Origin of the sequence: Paenibacillus plantiphilus, from assembly GCF_927798095.1 — a bacterium.
GTDB lineage: Bacteria > Bacillota > Bacilli > Paenibacillales > Paenibacillaceae > Paenibacillus_Z > Paenibacillus_Z plantiphilus.
Genome location: NZ_CAKMMF010000034.1, coordinates 27,957 through 54,520, shown reverse-complemented (window position 1 = coordinate 54,520; position 26,564 = coordinate 27,957). Strand labels below are relative to the sequence as shown.

At 51.0% G+C, this 26,564-nt stretch carries 25 protein-coding genes; 22 read left to right on the top strand and 3 right to left on the bottom strand.

The features are described 5' to 3' along the window. The 5 genes from L6H65_RS22930 to L6H65_RS22910 all read left to right on the top strand — a co-directional run. Positions 1-384: ComEA family DNA-binding protein (locus L6H65_RS22930; protein WP_236345238.1), on the top strand; the 384-nt coding region annotated here is incomplete at its 5' end. A gap of 69 nt (positions 385-453) precedes the next feature. Next, complete coding sequence (locus L6H65_RS22925; RefSeq protein WP_236345237.1) at positions 454-1,746, top strand: homocysteine synthase; 1,293 nt, start codon at positions 454-456, stop codon at positions 1,744-1,746. A 33-nt stretch (positions 1,747-1,779) separates the two neighbouring features. Further along, positions 1,780-2,310, top strand: coding sequence for a deoxycytidylate deaminase (locus L6H65_RS22920; RefSeq protein WP_236345235.1), 531 nt, complete (start codon positions 1,780-1,782; stop codon positions 2,308-2,310). 224 nt (positions 2,311-2,534) lie between these two features. Further along, complete coding sequence (locus tag L6H65_RS22915) at positions 2,535-5,234, top strand: ComEC/Rec2 family competence protein (RefSeq protein WP_236345233.1); 2,700 nt, start codon at positions 2,535-2,537, stop codon at positions 5,232-5,234. 916 nt (positions 5,235-6,150) lie between these two features. Then, the gene (locus L6H65_RS22910) at positions 6,151-6,363 is read left to right on the top strand and encodes a hypothetical protein (RefSeq protein ID WP_236345230.1); all 213 of its coding nucleotides are present in this window, start codon (positions 6,151-6,153) and stop codon (positions 6,361-6,363) included. 362 nt (positions 6,364-6,725) lie between these two features. Here the strand turns inward: L6H65_RS22910 and L6H65_RS22905 are convergent, their stop codons facing one another. Beyond that, entirely contained in the window at positions 6,726-7,061 is a 336-nt protein-coding gene (locus L6H65_RS22905) for a hypothetical protein (RefSeq protein WP_236345228.1), read from the bottom strand. A 289-nt stretch (positions 7,062-7,350) separates the two neighbouring features. On the opposite strand from L6H65_RS22905, the gene L6H65_RS22900 reads away from it, so the two are divergent. The 4 genes from L6H65_RS22900 to holA all read left to right on the top strand — a co-directional run bounded on the left by L6H65_RS22900 (position 7,351) and on the right by holA (position 11,605). Beyond that, positions 7,351-8,304 carry a D-2-hydroxyacid dehydrogenase gene (locus L6H65_RS22900; protein ID WP_236345227.1) on the top strand — a complete coding sequence of 318 codons (954 nt, stop codon included), beginning with the start codon at positions 7,351-7,353 and terminating at the stop codon, positions 8,302-8,304. 308 nt (positions 8,305-8,612) lie between these two features. Next, the gene (locus L6H65_RS22895; protein ID WP_236345226.1) at positions 8,613-9,161 is read left to right on the top strand and encodes an RNA polymerase sigma factor; all 549 of its coding nucleotides are present in this window, start codon (positions 8,613-8,615) and stop codon (positions 9,159-9,161) included. Next, positions 9,158-10,321, top strand: coding sequence for an anti-sigma factor family protein (locus tag L6H65_RS22890; protein WP_236345222.1), 1,164 nt, complete (start codon positions 9,158-9,160; stop codon positions 10,319-10,321). The genes L6H65_RS22895 and L6H65_RS22890 overlap by 4 nt, the downstream gene beginning before the upstream one ends. Before the next feature lie 258 nt (positions 10,322-10,579). Beyond that, the gene (gene holA, locus L6H65_RS22885; RefSeq protein ID WP_236345220.1) at positions 10,580-11,605 is read left to right on the top strand and encodes a DNA polymerase III subunit delta; all 1,026 of its coding nucleotides are present in this window, start codon (positions 10,580-10,582) and stop codon (positions 11,603-11,605) included. 97 nt (positions 11,606-11,702) lie between these two features. On the opposite strand, the gene rpsT is transcribed toward holA, so the two are convergent. After that, entirely contained in the window at positions 11,703-11,975 is a 273-nt protein-coding gene (gene rpsT / locus L6H65_RS22880) for a 30S ribosomal protein S20 (protein WP_236345243.1), read from the bottom strand. A 200-nt stretch (positions 11,976-12,175) separates the two neighbouring features. Between rpsT and gpr the strand changes: the two genes are divergently transcribed. The 5 genes from gpr to hemW all read left to right on the top strand — a co-directional run bounded on the left by gpr (position 12,176) and on the right by hemW (position 18,301). Further along, the gene (gene gpr / locus L6H65_RS22875) at positions 12,176-13,180 is read left to right on the top strand and encodes a GPR endopeptidase (protein ID WP_236345217.1); all 1,005 of its coding nucleotides are present in this window, start codon (positions 12,176-12,178) and stop codon (positions 13,178-13,180) included. Positions 13,181-13,384: 204 nt separating this feature from the next. Then, on the top strand, positions 13,385-14,701 hold the full coding sequence (gene spoIIP / locus L6H65_RS22870; protein WP_236345215.1) for a stage II sporulation protein P: 1,317 nt from the start codon (positions 13,385-13,387) through the stop codon (positions 14,699-14,701). 21 nt (positions 14,702-14,722) lie between these two features. Further along, positions 14,723-15,130 carry a hypothetical protein gene (locus L6H65_RS22865; RefSeq protein WP_236345213.1) on the top strand — a complete coding sequence of 136 codons (408 nt, stop codon included), beginning with the start codon at positions 14,723-14,725 and terminating at the stop codon, positions 15,128-15,130. Between the two features lie 75 nt (positions 15,131-15,205). After that, on the top strand, positions 15,206-17,023 hold the full coding sequence (gene lepA, locus L6H65_RS22860) for a translation elongation factor 4 (RefSeq protein ID WP_236345212.1): 1,818 nt from the start codon (positions 15,206-15,208) through the stop codon (positions 17,021-17,023). 114 nt (positions 17,024-17,137) lie between these two features. After that, positions 17,138-18,301, top strand: coding sequence for a radical SAM family heme chaperone HemW (gene hemW, locus L6H65_RS22855; protein ID WP_236345208.1), 1,164 nt, complete (start codon positions 17,138-17,140; stop codon positions 18,299-18,301). A 165-nt stretch (positions 18,302-18,466) separates the two neighbouring features. Here hemW and L6H65_RS22850 read toward each other — a convergent pair whose 3' ends face one another. Beyond that, positions 18,467-19,036, bottom strand: a complete 570-nt coding sequence (locus L6H65_RS22850; RefSeq protein ID WP_236345207.1) for a DUF1572 family protein — start codon at positions 19,034-19,036, stop codon at positions 18,467-18,469. Between the two features lie 240 nt (positions 19,037-19,276). Between L6H65_RS22850 and L6H65_RS22845 the strand changes: the two genes are divergently transcribed. The 8 genes from L6H65_RS22845 (at position 19,277) to prmA (ending at position 26,473) form a co-directional block, all read left to right on the top strand. Beyond that, complete coding sequence (locus L6H65_RS22845; protein ID WP_236345206.1) at positions 19,277-19,738, top strand: N-acetyltransferase; 462 nt, start codon at positions 19,277-19,279, stop codon at positions 19,736-19,738. Positions 19,739-19,867: 129 nt separating this feature from the next. Beyond that, positions 19,868-20,890, top strand: a complete 1,023-nt coding sequence (hrcA, locus tag L6H65_RS22840; RefSeq protein ID WP_236345205.1) for a heat-inducible transcriptional repressor HrcA — start codon at positions 19,868-19,870, stop codon at positions 20,888-20,890. 36 nt (positions 20,891-20,926) lie between these two features. Beyond that, entirely contained in the window at positions 20,927-21,508 is a 582-nt protein-coding gene (grpE, locus tag L6H65_RS22835; protein ID WP_236345241.1) for a nucleotide exchange factor GrpE, read from the top strand. A gap of 54 nt (positions 21,509-21,562) precedes the next feature. Then, entirely contained in the window at positions 21,563-23,401 is a 1,839-nt protein-coding gene (gene dnaK, locus L6H65_RS22830) for a molecular chaperone DnaK (RefSeq protein WP_236345201.1), read from the top strand. Positions 23,402-23,502: 101 nt separating this feature from the next. Continuing rightward, entirely contained in the window at positions 23,503-24,630 is a 1,128-nt protein-coding gene (gene dnaJ / locus L6H65_RS22825) for a molecular chaperone DnaJ (protein WP_236345240.1), read from the top strand. Positions 24,631-24,915: 285 nt separating this feature from the next. Beyond that, positions 24,916-25,080, top strand: a complete 165-nt coding sequence (locus L6H65_RS22820; RefSeq protein ID WP_236345199.1) for a YfhD family protein — start codon at positions 24,916-24,918, stop codon at positions 25,078-25,080. A 15-nt stretch (positions 25,081-25,095) separates the two neighbouring features. After that, complete coding sequence (locus L6H65_RS22815; RefSeq protein ID WP_236345195.1) at positions 25,096-25,290, top strand: hypothetical protein; 195 nt, start codon at positions 25,096-25,098, stop codon at positions 25,288-25,290. 199 nt (positions 25,291-25,489) lie between these two features. Continuing rightward, positions 25,490-26,473, top strand: coding sequence for a 50S ribosomal protein L11 methyltransferase (prmA, locus tag L6H65_RS22810; RefSeq protein WP_236345194.1), 984 nt, complete (start codon positions 25,490-25,492; stop codon positions 26,471-26,473). Positions 26,474-26,564 lie beyond the last annotated feature (91 nt).

The following is a 26,564-nucleotide window of genomic DNA, read 5'->3' as shown; positions in this document are numbered from 1 at the left end:
GGACAAGGACAAGGACAAGGACAAGGGCAAGGACAAGAACAAGGGCAAGAACAAGGACAAGCGTTAGGGTCGGGGCAGTTGCCTGTGCTTGGGCAGGATGCAGGAGGCTCAGAAGGAGGCGGTTCACTCGCTTCGGATAGTAAATCTGAGGGGGATGGAAGTGCTCGCGAATCAGCCGTTTCAGATGGGTTAATTGACATTAATGCTGCGACCGCTGAGGAGTTGGATGCATTACCAGGAATAGGAGCGGCCAAGGCACTGGCGATAGTAAAAGAAAGGGAGAAGAACGGGCGTTTCCATTCAGTAGAGGATCTGCTCCGAGTGAAAGGAATTGGACCTAAATTGCTTGAAAAAATGAAGTCCTCCATTGTCGCGAAGCTGTGATTATGCGACAATGAGAAGGACGCAGGAAATATTTGCTTGTGTCCAATTCTGGCGAGGAGGAATATCTAAATGTCTAATGAAAGAAAGCCTTCCCTTGAAACGCTATCCATCCATGGAGGCCAGGAAATTGATCCAACTACATTATCCCGTGCGGTGCCGATTTATCAGACGACATCCTACGGTTTCCGCGATACCGATCACGCGGCGAATTTGTTCGCACTTAAAGAATTCGGCAATATTTATACACGTATTATGAACCCGACAAGCGATGTATTTGAGAAGCGGATAGCCGCACTCGAAGGCGGCCCTGCTGCGCTTGCAGTTGCTTCCGGTCAAGCGGCGATTACTTATGCTATATTGAATATTGCCGGAGCAGGCGATGAAATCGTATCGGCAACGAGCTTGTATGGAGGAACGTATAATCTTTTCTCGACGACGCTTCCCAAGCTTGGCATCAATGTGAAGTTTGTTGATCCATCTGACCCTGCGAACTTTGAGGCAGCGATTACTGACAAGACCAAAGCAGTGTTCGCTGAAACGATCGGCAATCCGCGCGGCGATATTATCGATCTTGCAGCTGTTGCTGCAGTTGCCCATAAGCATGGCGTTCCTTTTATTGTTGATAACACGTTCCCAAGTCCGTATCTATGCCGTCCGCTTGAGCATGGCGCTGACATTGTTGTTCATTCAGCAACGAAGTTTATTGGAGGCCATGGTACGTCTATCGGTGGTGTTGTCGTTGATGGCGGTACGTTCGACTGGAAAGCTAGCGGCAGATTCCCAGGTTTGACTGAGCCTGACCCTAGCTATCACGGTGTTGTCTACACAGATGCTGTCGGTCCAGTTGCTTATATTATCAAAATGCGCGTGCAGCTTCTGCGCGACATGGGCGCTGCGATATCGCCATTCAATTCTTTCTTGCTGCTGCAGGGACTTGAGACTCTTCACCTTCGGATGGAACGCCACAGCTCAAACGCACTGGCTGTCGCTCAATTCCTGGAAGGGCATGATGCGGTTGAGTGGGTTAGCTATGCTGGACTTGCAAGCCATCCTTCCCATGCGCTGGCGCAGAAATATTTGCCGAAGGGGCAGGGTGCGATTCTGACGTTTGGCATTAAGGGCGGCAGCGAAGCGGGCAAGAAGGTTATCAATGCTGTGAAGCTGTTCTCGCATCTGGCTAATGTCGGTGATTCGAAGTCGCTTATTATTCATCCGTCAAGCACGACACATCAGCAATTGGATGAAGCGGAACAGATTGGCGCTGGCGTACTGCCTGGCATGATCCGTTTATCTGTTGGAACTGAAGGCATTGATGATATTTTACATGACTTGTCACAGGCATTGGAAGCAAGCCAGCAATAATGAGGCAAGGCTGAAAGGAAGAATGAAGAAACGATGGTAACGGCATTACAAGATAATGAGCGCAAGGATTGGGACACTTATTTTATGGATATCGCCTATATGGTCTCAACGCGCTCCCGCTGTCCAAGAAGGCATGTAGGAGCAGTGCTGGTGCAGGGCAAGAAGCTGCTTGGCACTGCGTACAACGGCGCTCCTATGGGCGTGGCTGATTGCTCCGAGGCCGGCTGCATGATCGTTGAGGAGCTGGAGGTTAATGTTGTCGGTGAAGAGGAGCAGATGATCAAAAAGCAGCGCTGCATTCGCACCATTCATGCCGAGCAGAATTTGCTGCTTTTCACAGACCGTATTGACCGTGAAGGCTCCACGGTATATGTGACAGACCAGCCCTGCTGGACATGTGCGAATATGCTTGCCAACAGCGGTGTCAAGGAAATCGTTTATCATCGGGGTTACCCAAAAGATAGCGAGAAGGTTGTTGCGCTGATGCGGCAGAGAGGGATCGTATTTCGCTGCCTGGATCGTTACGAGCCGCCTGCTCAAGCAGGAATGAGTGTCATTTCGTAATTCGTAATTGTATAGGATGCAGACTAAGACTTGCGATGCGTCCGCCAGCGGCGGCGCATGGCTGAGAGTCGATTCCTATCGCACAACTAACGAGCATTAACTGCAATTTGTGAGGAAGAACCTCCGTTTGCGCCCGTATTCGGGCGCTGCGGAGGTTTTTTTGTTATTTGCTTGTTTGGGGAGGAAGCTTTAATTCGGAGGCTTATTGAAAAGGGGGAAAAGAGATGAGAAGGCCGCTTGTGCTGTTCACGGTTTGCTGGGTGCTTGGCAGCGCTGCCGCTGCAGGTCTTGCTGTCAGCGGCATTGTGCTTGCAGGCGGGGCGCTGGTCGTCGCCCTGCTTGCACTGCTTTTGCGGCGGCGGGCGTCTTGGCCGCTGGCCGCCGCATGTTTGACCGCGTTCGGCGTCGCTGCGGGGGAGCGCATGTGGGCGGATGCCCACAATGCCACTGCGCTCCCGGAGCTGTACGCCGCCGCAGCGGCTGCTGTTGTCCCTGATGCTTCCACCATGTATGAGGTGGAAGCGTCAGGGACGATTGTGTCCGCGGTCGAGGTCGATGGCGACCGCGTGCAGTTCGTGATGACGGCGGAGGACGTCGCCGTCATGGGCGAGCAGTCGCCGCGAGTACTCGGCGGCGAACGCTTGCTCGTGCAGGTCCGGCTTGCTGCGCAGCCGGACCAGACCGTCGCCGCCGCCTGGCCGCGCGGCGACCGGGTTCGCCTGGCCGGATCGCTCGGGCTTCCGGCCGAGGCAACGAACTTCGGCGGCTTCGATTACCGCCGATATCTGCACAGCCAGCGCATCCACTGGCTGCTCAAAGTAAAGGGCATCGCCGCCGTGGAGACAGGCGCCGGCTCCCGCTGGAGCACGGAATCGCTGCTGGGCCGCATCGATTCCATCCGCGCCTGGCTGGGCTCGCGGATGGACGAGCTGTACCCGGCTGAGCAATCCGGGTACATGAAGGGTCTGGTCCTCGGCATAAGCGAGGACCTCGACCCTGAGCGATTCCGCCAGTTTTCCCAGCTGGGGCTGACGCATATACTGGCGATTTCGGGACTGCATGTCGCCGTCTTCCTCTACGTGCTCGGCGGCATGCTGAGACTGCTTCGCATGACGCGCGAGCGTATGCTGCTTATAATGATCACGGCTGTGCCGCTGTACGTGCTGCTCGCTGGCGGCTCGCCATCCGTCATCCGCGCCGGCATGATGGCGATGCTTGGCCTGGCGGCGGCGCGAATGAACAAGCTCAAGGACGGCCTGCACTTGCTTGCTGCGGCAGCGCTTATCATGCTTGCATGGGATCCCTACATGCTCGGCAATGTCAGCTTCCAGCTTTCCTTTATCGTGACAGCCGGGCTCATTATTGGCGTGCCGCCAGTGCGCCGCTGGCTGCCGCAATCAACCCGCTGGAAGACGCTTTTTGATCTCGTTGCTGTGACAATCGTGGCACAGGCGGTCTCGTTTCCTTTGACTGTCTTCTACTTTAACGGATTCCATCCGCTGTCGCTGCCGGCAAATTTCATTCTCGTGCCGTTCATCAGCTTCATCGTCATGCCGCTAGGCGGGGCATCGCTCATATTGGACAGCATTTGGTCTCCGGCTGCCAAGCTGCTTGCAGTCGCGACCTCAATCGCCAATGAGCTGACATTCGGATTTGTACTGAAGCTTAGTGAAATACAGTCTCTTCAATTGATATGGGCAACTCCGCCAGTGTTATGGGTCGTCTATATGTACATGGCTCTATGGCTTCTATTCTTCCTGCTGGGCAGAAGCCATAGAAACGGTGAGGAATCACGACGAATGAACCAAGGGGATAAGGAAGAAGCCAATGACCTCTCATCCATCTCCTCGCCATTGCTTCATTTATCCAGCCAATCGGGGGAGATGACGGCACCGTTGGGACAAGGAGCGGCTTCTCCGAATCCGTTATCCATGCAGAGAACGTGGAAAGCTGGCAATCATCCTTCGAGCCGGGTTATCCCTGCTATCATCGCTGCAGCTTTAATAATTCCATTGCTGTGGGCTTACAAGCCGGATTGGCAGAATACCGATGCTGTTATTAGTATTCTTGATGTCGGGCAGGGCGATGCGATTCTGATTCGCTCGGTCACGGGCAAGCATGTGCTTATCGACGGCGGAGGAACTGTTATGTTCCGCAAACCGGGGGAGGAATGGCGGAATCGCCGCGATCCCTTCGAGATTGGCCGCCATGTCGTCGTTCCGCTGCTGCGGAAGCGGGGCGTTCATGCCATTGATCTCCTCGTTATCTCTCATCTTGACAGCGATCATATTAAAGGGCTGATGGCTGTTCTCCGAGACATTCCTGTGAAGCGCATCCTTTGGAACGGTACGATGAAGACTTCCGACGATGCCATCGGATTATTTCGTGAAGCCATTGATCGCCGAATTCCATTGTTTGAATCCTCTGAGGAAGGGAGCTGGATGATTGACGAGCACAGCCGTATCGAGATAGCGGACTCTGCTGAAGCTGCGAAGGACTTGTCCGTCGGGATTCCGATCGTTGAGGAACAGAATGGCCACAGTGTTATCATGCTGCTGCATATTTACAATCGGAGCTTTCTGTTTACTGGGGATGCGGACGCCAGGCAGGAAAGGGCGCTCGTAGAGAGGCTGGCATTGAAGCAGACTGAACGCGGTCTCAAGCCAAATATTGATGTTCTGAAGATCGCGCACCACGGCAGCAAAACATCAACGACACAGGAATGGTTGGATTATTGGCGTCCTGCAATGGCAGTTATTTCGGTTGGACGCGGCAATATATACGGTCATCCGTATCCTGAGGTGCTTCGCAGACTCGAACAGGAGTACATTCAAATTTTGCGTACAGATCGCGGGGGAGAAGTGCAATTTCGTGTGGATTCGAATAACAAGCTATATGTAAGGACCAGGCTTGCTGGAGGATAGCGTGAATTGGTAGAATGCTTGGACTCTCCTCAAAACGCGCAAAGGGAACGGTGTGTGATGCGGGTACAGTACGGTGCGAGTGGCGTAATGAATGCTCAGTAAGTTTACGGAGATCACAACCTATCAATTAGGATCTGACAAATCAAGGCTGTCCCATCCCATAAGTAGCTGCTGTTTGCTGCTGTGGGACAGCCTGATTGCCGCTTAAAGAGAGCCAAGACGGTAGACTGTTGCTCACTTCATGCGAAAGGAGTGATGCAATTTCTATTTTGATCCAATTGGCAGTTTTTCCAGCGCTGGAGCGTTGAAAAAAACTCTTACAGAAGCCAAGGCATCGCAGAAAGCTCCTCGGCTATCTCCATAAGGCGGAAAAACCCCGTTACAGCTCGAAAAAATGGATCGAAGCACGCTGTAACGCTGAAAAACCCTCTTACAGAAGCCAAAGCATCGCAGAAAGCTCCTCGGCTATCTCCATAAGACGGAAAAACCCCGTTACAGCTCGAAAAAATGGATCGAGGCACGTTGTAACGCTGAAAAACCCTCTTACAGAAGCCAAGGCATCGCAGAAAGCTCTTCGGCAATCTCCATAAAGCGAAAAAACCGCGCATACAGCACGGAATCGAGGAGCGAGGAAGTAGAGTCCATACTCTTTATAAAAGAAGGTGTTTCGCTGCATGACGGCGGTAGGTCGACCACATTGCCACATTGGAACTTCCAGCCCATTGGACGTTCTCAAAAGTCTGGAAATTGCATGAATAGAATAGTTTTGCTATAAATCGCATGCATTTAGTATGAATTAAATATTTAATAATACCACGTATTATAATAAGAAATCAACAAAAAAGTGTTGTATTTGTCCCGAAATTATAGTATCTTGAAAAAGGAAGAAAATAGAAGGAGAGAGGAGAGGTTACAAATGGAGAAAATGTGTATGCAAATGATGATGAACATGTGTATGGAAGACATGATGTGCAAGATGAAATGTATGAAGATGATGATGGAAAACATGAAAGAAATGAACATGATGGACATGAATGTTGACATGATGATGTCCAATATGCAACAATGTGATGAAATGATGACTATGATGATGTCCATGATGAGTGAGATGAAGCAAACAGCAATGTAGTAGCCGATGAATCCCTACAATTCATTGAGCCAGATAATCGTTTGATTAGGCGTACCAGTCATCTGATGCCTTTATCAATATACCACGGCAGAGCGGTCAACCGTATGCCAACACTTTTTAATCGGTATCGCTTCACACATTGATCTCCGCACAACACTTATTTACCTCCGCAATACACACATTTCCCACCAAATGTCCGCATCAAACTCCCGAAGTTCACGCACTTACCACTGAATGTCCGCATCAAACTCCCGAAGTTCACGCACTTACCACCAAATGTCCGCATCAAACTCCCGAAGTGTTCACACATTTCCCACCGCATGTACGCAACAATCACCACAACACACGCATTTATTAATGAATTACACGCAATACGCCTTGATTTTTCTGGCCAAATCAATTCTCTGCAGCTTTAACTTCCAAATTAATTCCCTTATTGAAGACTCTTCTTCTGAACTGGTGCTTTCCTTCATTTGTGAGAACAAGTCCAGCATTTTATTATTAATGGAATCGAACCGCCGCCATAGTTGTTGTGCGATAGCATATTGAATCTCTTTGTCTACACTTTTGTTCAGGCCATGTAAGGTTTCAATGATTTGCTGCTGCCACTCCTGATCTCCAATTTGCACGGCAAAGTTGTAGAGATCCAAATGATCGTCAATCCAACGCTGTGAAATTACTTTCGTATCTGGGATCATGGTCTGTTCTCCTCTCTCTGTCTCTATTTACCGAGTATTATACTCGGAATTATAAGGATTGCAAGTGGCTCGTGCTATTTTTTTTGTAATTATTTTGAGACTAGTGTGAAATTGAGCTGTTATTCGCTGTTTGTTTGACTGGGTGAAGCGCTGGTGATATGATTTCAATACGATTCATACATACAGTTTGAAGTTTAAGGACGGGCATACAGCGCGAGCTGACACCAGGTTCTTTTTTTGTTTGGACTTTCTCTTACATTCCGTTTCTACTATGAGGAGAGCGATTATTATGAGGACAATCGTAGCGGTACATAAGCTGGAGGAACGGCATCTAAGGAGGATTAGAGAGGCAGCTCCAGGTTGGACTGTCATTGATGGGAGCGATAAGGCTGCTTTAGAGGAGCATTTGCCAGATGCGGAAATTGTGTTTGGCTGGAATCGATCAGTCAGAGACTTGGTCGGGAATGGCTCTTCCAAGCTGCGCTGGGTGCAATATTGGGGGGCGGGCGTTGATCGCCTGCCGCTGCAGAAGCTGCAGCAGCTCGGAGTTGTATTAACGAATGCTAGCGGCGTTCATCCTTATCCGATTGCCGAAACGATTTTTGCGATGCTGCTCTCCTTCACCCGCCATCTTAATCTGTCGCTGCGAAATCAGGCTGAACGAAAGTGGGAAACGACAGGAACGCTGGGAGAGGCTCATGGGCGTACAATTGGCATATTAGGCGTTGGTGCAGTCGGACTGGAGACTGCAAGGCTGGCCAAAGCCTTCAATATGAACGTTCTTGGCATTCGCAGGTCAGGCGAACCGGCTCAATGGGTCGATCAAATGTACACGCTTGAAGGAATTCATGAAGTGCTGGGCAGCAGCGACTATATAATCAACTGCTTGCCCCATACCCGTGAGACGGAGCATATTATGGGCAGGGAGCAGTTCGAGGCGATGAAGCCGTCGGCCTACTATATTAATATTGGCAGAGGCAAGACGACGGATACGGATGCGCTTGTGGACGCCTTGCAAAATGGCCAGATTAGCGGAGCGGGACTGGATGTGTTTGAGAGTGAGCCGCTTGCGCCGGAGCATCCTCTCTGGGCGATGGAGAATGTGATCCTTACACCGCATATTGCTGGCGATACTACTGTATACGAGGAACGTATTGCTGGTATTTTCTTGGAAAACCTGAGTCTTTATCTGCAGAGCGGACAGCCTTCCCTCAATGTTGTGGACCTGCAGAAGGAATATTGATTTTCTGATTAACTCATAAAGAGCAGCAATCCGTGAGGCGTTTCTCGCTGAACTCGGATTGCTGCTCTGTTTATGCTTGTTTATTGTTATTTATTAGCATGAAAAGTGTGGGCTTAACCGGCCCGGAGAGGGCTAACTATAAGGCTATACGGTTCATTATTTTTCTGCTATTCTTAAACTTGGTGTATTTGTATCTACTTTTATCTGCTTTTATTTTTTCTAAAATTTTTCTAAAGAATTTGAATGATGGGGTGCAACATAATTACAGCGTATTGCGTCTGTAAGGTTGCAAGAGAGGGGGATCCTCCGTGGTAGAGCCCGGCCTTATCAAATCCGCTCAAGCGGGTGATGGCGATGCTCTGATTTCTCTATTGCGCGAGATTGAAAATCATGTTTATCGGACAGCTTATTATATACTAAACAACGAGCAGGATGCGATGGATGCAGCCCAGGAGGCATTGATTCGGATCTATACAAAGATAGGTTCCTATGAAGAAAAAGCACAGTTCAAAACATGGGTTCAACGCATTGTTACGAATATTTGCATCGATAAGTTCAGACGGAATAAACCAACGATTTCGATTGACGAGCATGAGATGGATTTTCGAGATTCGCAATCTGTTGAGGAGGAAGTGTTGTCCTCTTACGCAGCGCAGGATATTCGGAAGGCGATAGACAAGCTGCCCGAGCATCACCGAGCAGTTGTTGTACTGAGGTATTTGCAGGATTTTTCGTACAATGAAATTGCGGACTCTCTTGATCTGCCTCTGAACACGGTCAAATCTTATTTATTCCGGGCAAGGCAACAGCTTCAAACATACCTCCACGATTATCAGAAAGGTGGTGTCCGAGGATGAATTGTCAAGAGGTGATGGAATATATGCAAAGGCAGCTAGACGGCGATCTTGATGAACGGGAAGCCGAAACCTTGATGACTCATACGCGGCATTGCCAGGACTGCGCCACCATGCTTGATCGCTTGCAGCTGCTTTCTGTCGGATTGGAGAATCTGCCTAAGGTAACGCCGAGCTACAGTCTGGTTGATGCGATTATGCCGCGTCTGATGGACCTTCAGCTAGAAGCTGCACAACCAGCAATAACGGAGCAGCCGCTTCCGACTGTCACACGAACGGAGGTAGTCGGCAGATTCAGCGGCTGGAAGAATCGCTTCTCTATGCGGGCGCTTAGCGGTGTCATTGCAGCAGGGGTAGTAGTAGGTCTGTTTCTTGTCACCTATAATCCGAGTGCGTTGGATAATAATTTGGGAGAGACAGCTTCTCAGTCTATGACTGCGGATGAGGCTGTCCAGTCGAATGATTCATTGAACATGTCTGATGCTGATTTTACATCCCGCATAAGCGCGGGTGCGGCAGTAGACAAGAAAGTGGAAGCGGAGTCTGCGCCGCCACTGGCAGTGTTGGAATCTGATGTTAGCTTGCAGAAGGACACTTCCAAGAGCGTGATCAATCAGGAAGATGTGATGGTGAGCAACCAGCTAGGCGGCGAAGCGGCCGATGATACGGCGGCTGACGAACCGAAGGACAAGATGCAGTCTCCGAATTATGAGACGATAATTGCGGGTGGGGCGGCCGATGGGAATTATTCTATTGCGGATAGAAGCGGCAACGCCTATGGCGCAAATCAGATCCCCGAGAATCCGGTAACCGGAAACGCCATTGTCGGCAATGCTAACGATGGTGCAGCTAGCGGCAGCAAGAATACAACACAGGACAACAATAAGGCAATGGGGATAGCAGTGGCTCCCCAATATTCCGTGGAACAGACGGTATCGCCGGATGGCGCCTACAAAGTTGTCATCGTCAATAATCAGCTGCAAATTTATTTGATCACCGACAGTACGCTGCTCTTCGAGAGTGTTAAGCGGACAGCAGGGTTCGGACAGCTTCATTGGTCGGAGGACAGCAAGGCGCTGACCTACGAAACAACCGCAGATGACGGCAAGCTGGTGAAGTTCGTTATTGATCCGAAGAACGGCACGGAACAGAAGCAGCCATAGTAGAAGCAGCGGGTTTCTGCACATATTAGCGTGATCTGCATATACTATGTAGTGAATGGAAACGTCATAGGACGGTACCTTGACGTCGTATGACCATTCGCAGACGGTACCATGGCCCGTCATCATGCGGATGTTTATATAGATGTTCAGGGACAAAGGGATGAAGTCACAGAGGGCTTCATCCCTTTGTTGCGGTTACATCGATCATTGTGAATGAACGGCGCGAAGGGCTGCTGTTCGAGTGAAGGAGCATACAAAATGGACCTTAGGGATGCAATAAAGGAATGGAAGTCAGGCAAGTTTCGCCCTGTTTATGTATTGTTCGGCAAGGACCGCTATCGGATGCGAGAATGCTCGAACACCTTGATCGATTTGCTCCTGCCCCAGGAGGAACGGGAGCTTGGCGTAGTGAAGTTCGACACGTCGGAGTCGGCAATTGAAGAGGCGGTATTGGAGGCGGAGACGCTGCCTTTCTTTGCATCACGAAAGATAGTCATTATTCGTGATCAGTCTGTTTTGACGGCTGCGACAGGCAAGGAAGGCGGCAAAATCGAGCATGCGACAGACCGGCTGCTCGCCTATCTGTCCAATCCATGCGAGAGCAGTGTCATTGTCTTTCATGTGCTTGCAGAGAAGCTGGATGAGCGGCGCAAGGTCGTCAAGCTGCTAAAGGAGCAGAATGTGCTTCTAGCCTTTCAGGAGCTTCAGGAAGGCGAACTGGTGCAATGGACGATCAAGCGGGTGGAGAAGCAGCGGAGAAGGATGGATAGTGAAGCGGCCCAATTGCTGCTGGCCAGGACGGGAACTAACATGCAGCAGCTCGCTCATGAGGTAGACAAGCTCTGCCTCCACGCTGGAGAGGGCGGCTCAATAGGTGCAGCAGATGTTGCCATGCTGATTGCCTCCACTGTTGAAGAGGATGTGTTCGCATTAATTGACGCGATGGCTTCGCTGCAGGTGGACAAGGCGCTGAAGCTTTACGGAGAGCTGCTGCTGCGTCGCGAGGAGCCGATCAAGATTGCTGCCCTGATCGCCAGACAGTTCCGAATTATGCTGCAGGTGAAGGAGCTGGAAGGGCAGCGCTACTCCCCTCAGCAAATGGCTGGCCATATCGGGCTGCATCCTTATGCAGTGAAGCTGGCTGCGGAGAAAGCGAAGAAGTTCTCGGCCACAGCATTAGGCAATCACTTGAACCGGCTTGCCGATCTTGATTATAAGATGAAGACCGGCAAGGTGGACAAGACACTCGGCCTTGAGCTGTTTCTCTTGTCGCTTGCGGCTTGAAGCAAGCGGCTTGAAGCGAAGCGGCTTGAAGCGAAGCGGCAAATAAAAAAGTCCTGCCAGCCGTTCATGACGGCGAGCAGGACTTTATTCGTTGGAATTAGGCTTTAGCCGAAAGAGCGTTAAGCTTTTTGGCAAGGCGAGATTTTTTGCGGGAAGCCGCATTTTTATGAATCAGGCCTTTCGTAACCGCTTTATCCAGCTTTTTCGTAGCGAAGATCAGAGCCGCTTTAGCAGCATCGACATCCGTAGCGACAACAGCTTGATCAGCAGTTCTTACAGCCGTGCGGAGCGCTGATTTCTGCGAAGCGTTCAAAGCGCGGCGCTTCTCGTTTGTTTTAACACGTTTAACAGCGGATTTAATGTTTGGCATTGCATTCACCTCCTGTAAAAGGAAAAACCCCATTGTAACAAACACAACTTGAAACATTCTATCATGCGCATGCTTAAAAAGCAATAGTATTGCTATACTCGTTCTTCACTTGCTGTCCGCGTCCATCCAGCATCCCGCATAATTCGCAGAGCAAATTCGCAAACTAACGCAAACCGTATGGAAGGAGCGCCCCGACTCGCATGGACGATCTAGATTTGCAGCAGTATGCCGTAGGTATTGATTTGGCGCTTGAAGCGAAGGAATTTGCCGAATCCGGGGGCCAAGGCCCCATTCAAGGCGTTGTATCGGACATCTCCAAGGATGATGGCATCACAATTACACGTCTGCAGGTGACGAATGAGGAAGGCTCCAAGGCGCTTGGCAAAATGATCGGGCACTACGTAACGTTCGAGGTGCCGGATCTGCGAAAGCAGGATACAGGGCTTCAGGACCGCGTTGCGACGAAGCTGGCCCAGGAATTTGAATCTTTCCTGCAGCGTGTCGGAATTAACAAGCAATGCAATGTGCTGATCGTTGGACTTGGCAACTGGAATGTGACACCCGATTCGCTTGGACCGCTTGTGGTGGAGAATGTTCTGGTGACGCGTCATTTCTTTCAACTGATGCCCGATGAGGTCGCGCCCGGTTATCGCTGCATAAGCGCGGTGGCTCCAGGCGTGCTTGGCGTTACAGGAATAGAGTCCAGTGAGATTGTACAGGGCATTGTGGAGCGGACGAAGCCGGATCTTATTATTGCCATCGACGCTCTTGCATCCAAAGCGCTGGAACGGGTGAACACGACGATACAGATTGCGGATACAGGCATTCATCCCGGCTCGGGCATCGGCAATAAGCGTCGTGGTCTGACGAAAGAGATTCTGGGCATTCCTGTTATTGCGATTGGTGTTCCCACCGTGCTATATGCATCCACAATTGTGAGCAACAGCATCGATCTGGTCAGGGAGCATCTGAAGCGGCACAGCGCAAGCTCGGAAGGGTTTCTGGGCCTGCTGGATTCCATCAATGAGGAGGAAAGGCTTCAGCTCGTTCGTGAAGCGCTCGGTCCTCTCGGTCATGACCTGCTCGTCACACCCAAGGAAATCGATCAATTCATCGAGGATATTGCGAACATCGTCGCCAGCGGACTTAATGCAGCGCTGCACGATGCTGTCGATGCCTCTAATGTCGCGGCCTATACACACTAATTGCGCAAGCGGTTAAACGAAAGGCAGCGCTTGTCGCTGCTCAAACCGCTTGTCCCCACTCAAACTCTCGGAGCTTCGCTGCGCTCCGAGAGTTTTTTTGTGCCAGAACAAATGCATCTCGCCTGGAAACTAGTAAACTTGCAGTTCTATTAATTATTGCCCTCTCATAAGTTGATAGTAGTCTATCGCTAGGGGGACGAAATAATGAAACAGGTTGCTTTTACGTGGAATCTTGGAAGAGAAAGCTTGAAGCTGCGCCAACTGCTCGTGACGGGCCGAACATTCGCCCTTCTGTCGCTTGGATCCATGGTCATTGTTATTGTCATCGGAATTGGCGCCATCCTTCATCAGAACGCTTCCACATCGCCAGTATCCTCTATGAAGGGCTTTGCGGCCGCTGTCTCGAACGGCTTGTTCACAGATATGCTGGCAATGGAAATGCCGGGCGCTGGCGGAGAAGGCGAGACTGCTGCTTCTTTGTCAGGGAAGGAGATCAGCGCCTTTCTTGTCCGCTTGATGACAGACATTAACCCGCTGGACCCCAGAAGTCTGCTCGCTCGCGAATATCCCGGCATGGGGGGCAATGAAGCTTATCTGCTGCGTGCAGGAACGAGTGCGGACATGTCCATTGAGCCAGAGGATCATGATCCTCTGCCGGGCGCAGGAGAATCAGGAGGATCGGAGGAAGGCGGTCCCGGAGACGATTCCGGTCGTCCGGATCCGGGCCCTGATGAAGTCCGTTCATCGGACAAGGAGCAAGCCGAAGGCAGTGATCATCCACCGGATGGGGCTGACAATGAATCGAACAACAATGCCGACAACCCGGTAAAGCCTGTTCCGTCAAAACCTGTTCCGTCAAAGCCAACAACGGCAGGGCGCAATGTGGTGTTTATCTACCATTCGCACAGTAGAGAATCATGGTTTCCGTTGCTAGGGGACAGCAAGTATGCTGAATCGCCCAAAACCAATGTAACCTTGCTCGGCAAGCGTCTGCAGCAGAAGCTGGAGAAGGAAGGAATCGGAGCGATACAATCTGCAACGGATTACGTAACTGCGATTAAAAAATACAATTGGGCGCTATCCTATAAATATTCGAAAAAAACGGTGAAGGATGCAATGGCCTCGAACAAGGACCTGACCTTCTTCTTCGATATTCATCGGAATTCGCTTCGCAAGAAGCAAACTACGATTACGATAGACGGCAAGGCATATGCGCAGGTCATGTTTATTATTGGTCAAGAGAACCCCAACTGGCGGAAGAATGAAGCGTTCGCCAACAAGATACAGGACAAGCTGGAGGAGCAATATCCGGGCATTTCCCATGGCATATGGGGCAAGACGACTGCTAACGGCAATGGAGAATATAATCAGTCGCTGTCGCCGGGCAGCGTGCTGATCGAGATCGGCGGCGTCGACAATACGCTGGAGGAATCGTACCGTACCGTGGATGCGCTGTCCAAGGTGATTGCCGAGCTGTATTGGGATGCCAAAAAGGTGGATCTTCCGCAGGAAGCCAGTTGAGTTTACAAAGGAGGAATAACGATGCGTCGTCAATCAGTCAAAATGGCCGTTGTTGGCGGAGCGATTGCTATTGTGGTCCTGTTCGGGATCGATATGGCGACGAGCGGGGTGGAACGGATCAACGGACCTATTGACCAACAGCAGGCCCTGCCTGTGGACCCTCTGCCGAGCGAGGATGGACTAGGGCTTGATCCCGAGAGGGAGGGATTGATTCGCGAAGCGGAGCAGATGATTGAACGGCTTAAAGCGGAGCAGGCTCAGGCTTCAGCAGAAGAACAGAGTGAGAATGAGCGTCTTCCCGGAATGCCTGATTTGAGCGAGCAGTCGACGGTTAACAAGCTGGCCGACGGGACCGCCGGATTCCTGCAATCGCTGTCGAGCCGAAGCATTCGTTTCGTTGTTTCGATCTTTGATTCAGTAACAGATTGATGGGCTTCCCCCGAACTGATATAATAAGTGGAATGGTTAGCGATAACGTAATTTGTGATTCAGTGGGGGTTAGGCATGGCGGACGTACGTGACCGACAAAAGAAAATAAGAAATTTTTCAATTATTGCTCATATTGATCATGGCAAATCGACTTTGGCGGATCGAATTCTGGAGTTTACCGGAGCGCTCTCCTCGCGTGAAATGCAGGAGCAGGTGCTGGACCAGATGGATCTTGAGCGTGAACGCGGCATTACGATCAAGCTGCAGGCTGTTCGTCTCGGCTATAAGGCTGACGATGGCGAGGAATATATTCTGAACCTGATCGATACGCCTGGACACGTAGATTTTACGTATGAGGTATCGCGCAGTCTTGCAGCTTGTGAAGGCGCTCTGCTCGTTGTCGATGCTGCACAGGGAATCGAAGCGCAGACGCTTGCCAACGTCTATCTGGCGCTGGACAACAATCTGGAGATCGTGCCGGTCATCAATAAGATCGACCTTCCGAGCGCTGAGCCGGAGCGGGTCAAGCAGGAGATTGAGGATGTTATCGGACTGGATGCCAGTGATGCGGTGCTTGCTTCGGCGAAAGCGGGTATCGGCATTAAGGAGATTCTGGAGCAGGTTGTGGCTAAAGTGCCTGCGCCTACCGGTGATCCGGACAGCCCGCTTAAAGCGCTTATTTTTGACTCGCATTACGATCCCTACAAAGGCGTAATCGTCTATGTCCGTGTCGTTGACGGCAGCATTAAAGCAGGCAAGAAGATCAGATTTATGGCGACAGGCGCAGAATTCGAAGTCATCGAAGTCGGCGCGTTTATGCCGCGCATGGGAATCGTTGGCGAGCTGGCGATTGGCGATGTAGGCTTTATTGTAGCCGGAATCAAGAATGTGAAGGATACACGCGTCGGCGATACGGTGACGGAAGCGAAGAATCAGGCTGCTGAGCCGTTGCCTGGCTATCGCAGAATCAATCCCATGGTATTCTGCGGATTATATCCGATCGAGACGCAGGATTACAATGATCTGCGGGAGGCGCTGGAGAAGCTGGAGCTGAATGACGCTTCGCTTCGTTATGAGCCTGAGTCGTCTTCGGCGCTTGGATTCGGCTTCCGCTGCGGCTTCCTTGGACTGCTGCATATGGAGATCATTCAGGAGCGTATTGAGCGAGAGTTCAACATTCCGCTCATTACAACCGCGCCGAGTGTTATTTATCAAGTTACACAGACCAATGGCGAAGTGCTGTCCATTGACAATCCTTCTAACTATCCGGAGGCCGGCAAGATAGATTTCGTTGAAGAGCCTTATGTGAAGGCCGGAATTATCGTTCCTAACGATTATGTCGGTGCGATCATGGAGCTGTGTCAGAACAAACGCGGCGAGTTCGTCAATATGGAGTATCTCGATACGAATCGCGTAACGATTACGTATGAGGTTCCGCTGTCTGAGATCGTATACGATTTCTTTGATCAGCTGAAATCCAGCACGAAGGGCTATGCTTCCTTTGACTACGAGGTTTCGGGCTATCGCAAGTCGAACCTGGTGAAGATGGATATTATGTTGAACAACGAGCAGGTTGATGCCCTGTCTGTCATCGTTCACCGCGAGCGCGCTTACAATCGCGGTCGGGGTATTTGCGAGAAGCTCAAGGAGCTCATCCCGCGTCAAATGTTCGAGGTGCCTGTACAGGCTTCCATCGGTACGAAGGTTATCGCCCGTGAGACGGTTAAGGCGATGCGGAAGAACGTATTGGCCAAGTGCTACGGTGGCGACATCAGCCGGAAGCGGAAGCTGCTCGACAAGCAGAAGGAAGGCAAGAAGCGGATGAAGCAGGTCGGAAGCGTTGAAGTGCCGCAAGAGGCATTTATGGCCGTGCTCAAAATAAACGAAGATTAAACGGCGGATCGGCGGTGTCTCACCGAATAAGTATCCGTCTGGAACGAAGGGAGCCGCGAGCTCCCTTTCTTCAATTGGTTAGGTTTTTCAGTCTGTTAAGGAGCTGATTAGCACATGCTTCAACACGCGCCTCGCGCGCTTTATATTCATATCCCGTTCTGCACGAACAAATGTCATTATTGCGATTTTACATCATACGTGCTCAAGGGGCAGCCCGTTGATGAGTATCTGGATGCTCTAGAACGCGAGATGGAGCGGACGGTTGAGCTGCTGCCGCCAGAGGAAATTCACACTGTATTCGTTGGCGGAGGAACGCCGACAGTACTGACACCGCCTCAGATGGAGCGGTTTCTGGCCTCGGTGAAGCGATATTTTCCGATTCATCCCAAGGCTGAGTTTACGATGGAGGCGAACCCGGGTACAACGGATCCGGACAAGCTTGCTGCTATGCGGGCGGGCGGGGTGAATCGGATCAGCTTCGGCGTTCAATCATTTGATAATGTCCTGCTGGAGCGAATTGGACGAATTCATAATGTGGATGATGTGTATCGCAGCATCGAGAATGCCAGAGAGGCCGGATTCGATAATTTGTCGATCGACTTGATGTTTGGCCTGCCAGGTCAGACAGTCGAGCTGCTTGCAGATAGCGTCAATCGTGCCCTGACACTTGGTCTGACACATTACTCTCTCTATGGATTGAAGGTTGAAGAGAACACGCTGTTCCATGTGCTCTATGAGCGCAACGAGCTTCCATTGCCTCCTGAGGATGACGAGCTCGCAATGTACATGCTGCTGATTGACCAGTTGAAGGCAGCGGGCTATGAGCATTATGAAATAAGCAATTTCGCCAAGCCGGGCTATGAGAGCCGTCATAATAGCACCTACTGGCGGAATGAGCCCTATTATGGATTGGGAGCGGGAGCGCACGGCTATGCAAGCGGCGAGCGGCATGTCAATGTGAAGGGCATTCAGCCGTTCATTGACGCTTCGCTCTCCCGCCTGCCGCGGCTGGAAACCAATGCGGTATCGGAGCAGGAGGCAATGGAGGATTTCATGATGGTAGGTCTTCGTCTGCTGCAAGGTGTATGTGAAGCTGATTTCGGGAAACAATTCAATGGGCGCACGATAAAGGAAGTATTCGGCCAGCCGCTAGATCGGCTGCTGAAGGAAGGGCTGCTTGAAGAGACGGACACATTGCCGGGAGGCGGATATCGCCTGTCGGCGAAAGGTATCCCGCTGGGCAACGAAGTGTTCGGCGCTTTTATCGGAAGCGAGTAGTGATGCTATATAAGTTGAACGATTGAAAGGAACAAAGGAGTCGCTGCGCTGGGGAATGTTCTTACGATCGCTGTTGTTCCCGGAATTCTTGAATTGAGGTTGTTTATGGTGGAATTCCGGGAACAAAGGCGAGCGCTGACGGCTGGAGGTAATCAGCCTGGTTAGTTATTGCTCTTGCTGTCGCAGCTTTGCGTTGAATGCAGCGGACTCCCCCTTCTTAATGCTAAGACTTTGCCATTGCTCGGCGCAGCATGCTTTGGCGATATAGACGATTTGACCGACATGGTAACCGTAATGGGCGATCTGGCGATGAATCGCTTGGACAACCGTATGGGCTTCTCCGCGAATGCGCACAGTTGCCAGCAGATCATCGGGCTGCAAGCTGAGGAGGGTGGCCAGGAGCACCTTCCAGCCATGCTCCCAGCGCTGAAGCAGCTCAGCTTGAGTGGCCCCATCGATCTCGAATTCCTGGTCCCGATTCCGGTAGTCCTTCTCCCCGTCAGTAGTCAGAAAATCAGTCCATCTGGAGATCATATTGCCGGATAGATGATTCACGATAACTGCGATACTGTTGGAGTTCGCCTGCGGAGACCAGTGAAGCTGGTCTGCAGACAGCTGGGCGATAGCCTTGTCGCCAAGCGATTTCAGGCTTTGGAAATCACGGATGGAGAGGGAAAGCGTAAGCTCGGCCAACTGGTTGTCTTTGCCCTTGGACGGTCCGGCAGGTTCTTTCATATCTTTATCACGCTCCTGATAGGGGATATATTGCAATAGCAATCGGCTCATTCGCGCAATGGCGACGGGCCGATTGTTTTCCTATTTCCATTATAAAGTGAAAGCGGGAGATCGACAGACCAACATTTTTATAGATGCGATAGAGAAGTATGTTCAAATTTCTCTTGTACATTCATGCATGCTGTTGTATATTTATTCGTATCGATTTATATTCGGAGGCAGTTGAGCGGGGGGATGGGCATGCAAGCGGTATGCAGAAAGGCTACGGCGGATGACGTAGAGATATTAGTAGAGTTGATTGCGGATTATGCTGCGAAAGGGATTATGCTGCCGCGCTCTCGCGAGGTGCTGCTGCGTCAGATTGATACCTTTGTCGTTGCTGAGGTTGAGGGGACAGTGGTTGGCTGCGGCTCGTTATGCAGATTGGGAACGGATCTTGTTGAGGTTCGCTCGCTAGGCATTTCAGAGGGGTACAAGGGATTTGGCATCGGCAGCAAGCTAATCGACTTCCTGCTCGGAGAAGCCAGGGAGCAGCGTATTCCCAAAGTTATGGCGCTAACCTATGAGGCTCGTTTCTTTCAGAAGAATGGCTTCACGGTCGTAGACAAAGAGATTTTCCCTGAGAAAGTATGGACCGATTGCGTGAATTGTCCCAAGCAGCACGCTTGCGATGAAATAGCTGTACTTAAAACGCTGAACTGACTTGACAATTGGCAAGTCAGTTTGGTATTTTTGTAGTAATGATTAGCACTCGACGACAATGAGTGCTAACGAACAGGGTAGAACACGATAACGGGAATGCCCAAGGATGAATGAACAGGGGGAGCAGCGATGTTAACAGAACGACAGCGCATGATCTTGAATGCTATCATCGATGACTACATCCGCTCCGCAGAGCCTGTCGGCTCGCGAAGCATATCCAAGCGCGGCGATGTCGGCTACAGTCCGGCGACGATCCGCAATGAAATGGCCGATCTTGAAGATCTCGGCTTTCTGGAACAGCCTCACACCTCGGCAGGACGTATTCCATCCATTAAAGGGTATCGTTATTATGTGGATCATCTGGTGAAGCATGGCGAAGTGAATGAACAGGATTTATCTACAATCCGTTCTTATTTCGCAGATAAAATGAATCAAAGCGAACAAATCATCCAGCATGCTGCGATGATCCTTTCCAATCTGACCAACTACACTTCTATTGTACTCGGCCCGGAGACATTCTCGAATTCTCTGAAGCACTTTCAGCTTATTCCGATCAGCTCGGATTCGGCTGTTGCTATTGTAGTAACAAATACCGGACATGTAGAGAATAGAACCATATCGATTCCGACTGACATGTCAATGGGGGATATCGAGAGAGCGGTCAACATTCTGAACACGAAGCTGATCGGTGTTCCGCTAGTGCGCTTGAAGTCGAGAATGCACACAGAAGTTGGCGAAGAGCTCGGTCGATATGTCGACAAATGTGAAATGCTGCTCGGCGTGCTGGACGAAGCGCTTACGAGCGAGGACGAGAATCGGATGTTCCTGAGCGGGACGACGAACATGCTGACACAGCCGGAGTTCAAGGATGTAGATAAGGTCAAGACACTGCTGGATTTGTTCGACGAAACACCGACGCTAATGCGGATGTTTACTTCGCTCCCAAGCGGCATTCAAGTTCGCATAGGGACGGAGAACACGCATGTCGCCATTAACAACTGCAGTTTAATAACCGCTTCTTATTCGGTTGAAGGTCAATCGCTAGGCACCATAGGAATACTCGGTCCGACAAGGATGGATTACGGCAAGGTAATCGGCTTGCTTGAGGTTCTGTCCTCTGACATGGCAAAGCTGCTTGGCCGGCCCAAATAATGAGACTATGATTAGGAGGTGAAGCGTTCCGTGAGCGTGAATGAACAACAATCAACCGAGGAAAATAAAGATATAGCAGCAGACGCTTCGAACGAGCTTGGGCAGGATACAGAAGCTCAGACGGAAGTAATGGATGGCGATACTGTTCTTGAAGGCTCCCAGGATGATCCGCGTTATGCGCAGCTGGCTCTTCTAGCGGAAGAGAATCAGCAGCGGTATTTGCGGGCTCAGGCGGACTTCGACAACTTCCGCCGACGCACTTTGAAGGAAAAGGAAGAGCTTGGCCAGTATGCTTCTATGAAGCTGATTGGCGAGCTGCTGCCTGTCGTGGACAACTTTGACCGCGCGATTGAAGCGGCGAAGAGCGGAGGCGGGGAAGCTGATTCCTTCTCCAAGGGCATCGATATGATTTTCCGGCAATTGGTGGGGGTATTAGAGCAGGAAGGCCTGAAGCAGATGGAAACGGTAGGGCAGCCTTTCAATCCTGATTATCATCAAGCCATTATGCAGGTGGAGTCGGAAGAGCATGAGGAAGGCATCGTCGTTGAGGAAGTTCAGAAGGGCTATATGCTGAAGGATAAAGTACTGCGTCCCGCAATGGTCAAGGTAAGCGGGTAATCTCTCGACTAATGGATGAAATGAATTGACAAATAATGAGGAGGATTTCTAGTTATGAGTAAAGTAATCGGAATTGACCTTGGAACAACAAATTCATGCGTGGCTGTTATGGAGGGCGGCGAAGCGGTCGTTATCCCGAATCCGGAAGGCAATCGCACAACGCCATCTGTGGTCGGCTTCAAGAAAGACGGCGAGCGTATCGTCGGTGAAGCGGCTAAACGTCAAGCGATCACGAATCCAGACCGCACGATCAGCTCGATTAAGCGTCATATGGGTACGAATCATAAAGAAACGATTGACGGCAAGGAATATTCGCCACAGGAAATTTCCGCTATTATTCTTCAGAAGCTGAAGTCTGATGCAGAAGCATATCTTGGACAAACGGTTACACAAGCGGTTATTACCGTTCCTGCTTACTTCAATGACAGCCAGCGTCAAGCGACGAAGGATGCAGGCAAAATCGCAGGTCTTGAGGTTTTGCGTATCGTCAATGAGCCGACTGCGGCTGCTTTGGCATACGGGCTTGAGAAATCCGAAGACCAAACGATTCTTGTCTATGACCTTGGCGGCGGTACATTCGACGTGTCTATCCTGGAGCTTGGCGATGGATTCTTCGAGGTTAAAGCGACTAGCGGCGACAACAGCCTTGGCGGCGATGACTTCGACCAAGTTATTATTGATCACCTGGTTTCCGAGTTTAAGAAGGAGCAGAGCGTTGACCTGTCCAAGGACAAAGCAGCCGTACAACGCTTGAAGGATGCGGCGGAGAAAGCGAAGAAAGAGCTTTCCGGCGTTCTGACGACTACGATTTCATTGCCGTTTATTACGATGGCAGACGGTGTTCCTCAGCATCTGGAGATGAGCCTGACACGCGCAAAATTCGAAGAGCTGTCTGCAGAGCTCGTTGAGCGCACACTTAAGCCAACCCGTCAAGCGCTGCAAGATTCAGGCTTGGGAACAGGCGAGATCGATAAAGTTGTTCTTGTCGGCGGTTCCACTCGTATTCCTGCGGTACAGGAAGCGATCAAGAAGCTGATCGGCAAGGAATCGCATAAGGGCGTTAACCCGGATGAGGTTGTTGCCCTTGGCGCAGCCGTACAAGCGGGCGTTCTTACCGGCGACGTAAAGGATGTTGTTCTGCTCGACGTAACGCCATTGTCTCTTGGTATCGAAACAGCAGGCGGCGTATTCACGAAGATGATCGATCGCAATACAACGATTCCTACGAGCAAATCGCAGGTATATTCCACATATGCGGATAACCAGCCAGGCGTTGAGATTCATGTGCTTCAAGGCGAACGTCAGATGGCTGCCGGCAACAAAACGCTGGGCCGCTTCAATCTGAACGATATTCCGCCAGCACCGCGCGGTGTACCACAAATCGAAGTCACCTTCGATATCGATGCCAATGGTATCGTTAACGTATCTGCTCTTGATAAAGGAACTGGCAAGAGCCAGAAAATTACGATCACTTCTTCGAGCGGATTGTCCGATGAGGAAATCGAGCGCATGATGAAGGATGCGGAATTGAATGCGGAGGAAGATCGCAAGCGCCGCGAACTGGTGGAAGCGAAGAACAATGCGGATCAGCTTGTATACTCTGTTGACAAGACGATCAAGGATCTTGGCGAGAAGGTAGATGCCGGCGAGATCGACAAAGCCAACGAAGCGAAAGAGAAAGTGAAAAAGGCGCTTGAAGGCGACAATCTTGAAGAGATTACTGCAGCAACAGAAGAGCTGACGCAAATCGTTCAACAGCTGTCTGTGAAGCTGTATGAGCAAGCTGCTCAGGATGCGCAAGGCGCGGAGGGAGCAGGCCCTGAAGCAGGGGAAGCGAAAGGGAAAGACAATGTTGTTGATGCGGACTACGAGGTTGTAGACGAGAAGAAATAAGTTTGAGACGCCAAACGGTGCGCCGTCCGAGTGCTGGACGGCGCAGCCGTTTTTCGTGTGTCTGGATACTGGTTCGGCAATAAGGAGACGGGGTGACGGAGTTGGCAAACAAGCGGGATTATTATGAGGTGCTTGGCGTCGGGAAAGAAGCTTCCGATGACGAGATTAAGAAGGCTTATCGCAAGCTGGCGCGAGAATACCATCCGGATGTGAACAAATCGGCGGATGCTGAGGATAAGTTCAAAGAGATGAAGGAAGCGTACGATGTTCTGAGCGATGACGGCAAACGGGCTACGTATGATCGGCATGGGCATGTGGACCCCAATCAGGGCTTTGGCGGTGGTGGCGCTGATTTTGGCGGCGGCGGCTTCGGCGATATTTTCGACATGTTCTTCGGTGGCGGCGGTGGCGGTCGCCGTGATCCCAATGCGCCGCAGCGCGGCAATGATCTGCAGTATACGATGACTGTTGAGTTCAAGGAAGCGGTCTTCGGCAAGGAAACCGAAATTACGATTCCGCGCACCGAGACGTGCGACACCTGTGTAGGCTCCGGAGCAAAGGCGGGAACGAAGCCGGAGGCTTGCTCCGTCTGTCGCGGTACAGGCCAGCAGGAGGTTGTGCAGAACACGCCATTTGGCCGTATGGTGAACAGACGGGCGTGTACGAATTGCGGCGGCAATGGCCGGATTATTAAGGAAAAATGCGGTACCTGTCATGGCGCCGGCAAGGTGAAGCGTCAGCGTAAGCTGAATGTCAAAATTCCTGCAGGCGTGGATGAGGGCGCGCAAATCCGTTTGACCGGTGAAGGTGAAGGCGGACTCCGCGGCGGTCCGGCAGGAGATTTGTATATCGTGATTCGTGTCAAGGCGCATGATTTCTTCGAGCGTGAGGGCGATGATATTTATTGTGAGGTTCCGCTTACTTTCGCCCAAGCGGCGCTTGGCGATGAGATTGAGATTCCGACGCTGTCTGAGAAGGTGAAGCTCAAAATTCCTGGCGGGACGCAAACGGGCACTTATTTCCGCTTGAAGGGCAAGGGTGTTCCGCGTCTTCGCGGCTATGGTCAAGGTGACCAGCACGTCAAAGTGACGGTCGTAACACCGACGAAGCTGACGGATGAGCAGAAGGAGCTTCTGAGCCAGTTTGCAGGTCATGGGTCCGCTCCGGCGCAGGAAGAGCATCATGAATCCATTTTTGACCGGATGAAAAAGGCTTTTCGCGGAGATTAATCAGATCAATTTGGCTTTCGAAGAACAAGGCGCTACGGGTTCGGAGGGTTCTTCCGATCGCTGTTAAAGCCCGATTTCTTATCTGAAGGGTGATTATAGGTTGAGATCGGGCTTTAAAGGCGAACACTGTCGTTTCTCCAGAAACCCTCCGACCCTCCGCTCTGTTCGCATGTAGAGCCAAAAATTTAACAGGAAATCTTTGCTTCATGTATAGTTATGGGAATGTTGGTTTATCCTATCCTTTGTGACACAAGAACCTACTGTCCAAGGGAAGGAGGAATAGACATGACCGAACAAAACCAGAACAATCAAAATTACTCTAACTTGCCAGCAGGCCAAAACGAGGATGTCGAGTTCTCCGAAGCATTGGCTGATACGAACGATCAGCAAGCCCAGAAGCGTGCTGCCCGTGCCGATCAGAATCAACAAAACCAGCAAGAGCAAGAGTAGAAGGAACGCCACTGTATGACATCTCGTATTCATGCAAGCTTTCCGAATGGCAGCGGTGCCCGCGAAGCAGGGCTCAAGCTTCAAGCGTTAAGAATCTTGGAGCTGGAGGAGAACGGCGATGGCGCTTCATTCACCGCAACGGTGGAGGATGAGCTAATTGATCGCGCTCTTCATCTCATTCGGGATACTGGTGGAACGGCGCAGCTGTGAACAGGCCTTGTGCATCGGCCATTCTTGGACCGGTTGTACATGACGGCTCAGGTAAGCAGTAGCTGCGGTTATGAGTGGAGAACTTCGAGGAGAGCTTGGGCGGTCATTATGGCTGCTCAAGCTCTCTTTTTGTGTGAAGGGCTTATCTGGTGTAAAATAGGAAAGATAACGCAGAAATACTTTGGGAGGCTGTACGATAGTGAAATGGCATGAGCTTACAATCTCGACAACAGAAGAGTCGATCGAGATGATATCTAATTTTTTACATGAATTGGGCGCCGGGGGCGTATCCATTGAAGAATCCGGCACGTTGAACAAGCAGCGGGACACATCCCTTGGCCAATGGTACGAGGTGCCGCTAAATGACATTCCGGAAGGCAGGGCGGTTATAAAAGGCTATTTCGCAGAGGAGTCGGATATTGCTTCTATCGAGCAGGAGCTGCGTCCGCGGATTGATGAGCTTAGCGAATTTGATATTGATACCGGCGATTATGCGATCTCTTGTGTGATTGTCGATGAAGAAGACTGGGCTAACGCTTGGAAGCAGTATTTTAAGCCAATTCGGGTTTCTGAGAGACTGACGATAAAGCCGACATGGGAGGAGTATACAGCTTCTCCTGGTGAGCAGATCATTGAGCTTGATCCCGGCATGGCCTTTGGAACAGGCACGCATCCTACTACGGCGCTTTGTCTTCGCACACTGGAATCGGTTATTCGCGGTGATGAGGAAGTTATCGATGTAGGGACAGGCTCCGGCATCCTTGCTATCGGCGCTATTCGTCTTGGAGCAAGACGGGTTCTGGCGCTCGACCTGGACCCTGTTGCTGTATCCTCCGCGACGGAGAATGTGCGGCTTAACGGTCTGGATGCTGACATTCAGGTTGGACTGAGCGATCTGCTGGGCGTACTTCAGAACAGTGAAGTTCAAGGGGCTGCGGAGCTGCCGATTCAAGTAACGGTTCCAGTTGATCTGATCGTTGCGAATATACTGGCAGAAATTATTTTGCTGTTCGTGGATGATGTATACGCTGCTTTGAAGCCGGGTGGAACTTATATTGCATCAGGCATTTACAAGAATAAGGAAGCGGATGTCGATGCAGGGCTGCAGGCAGCGGGATTCACAATTGTCGACCGCCAGCGGGATCAGGACTGGATCGCATTCGTTGCAGTTAAGCCGGCGTAATTGATTCAATAGGAGCACTTGCACACCAGGCAGCAAATAACGAAATAAACTTTATAACTGCTCTTATCTTGTTTCTAATGGGCTATGGGCA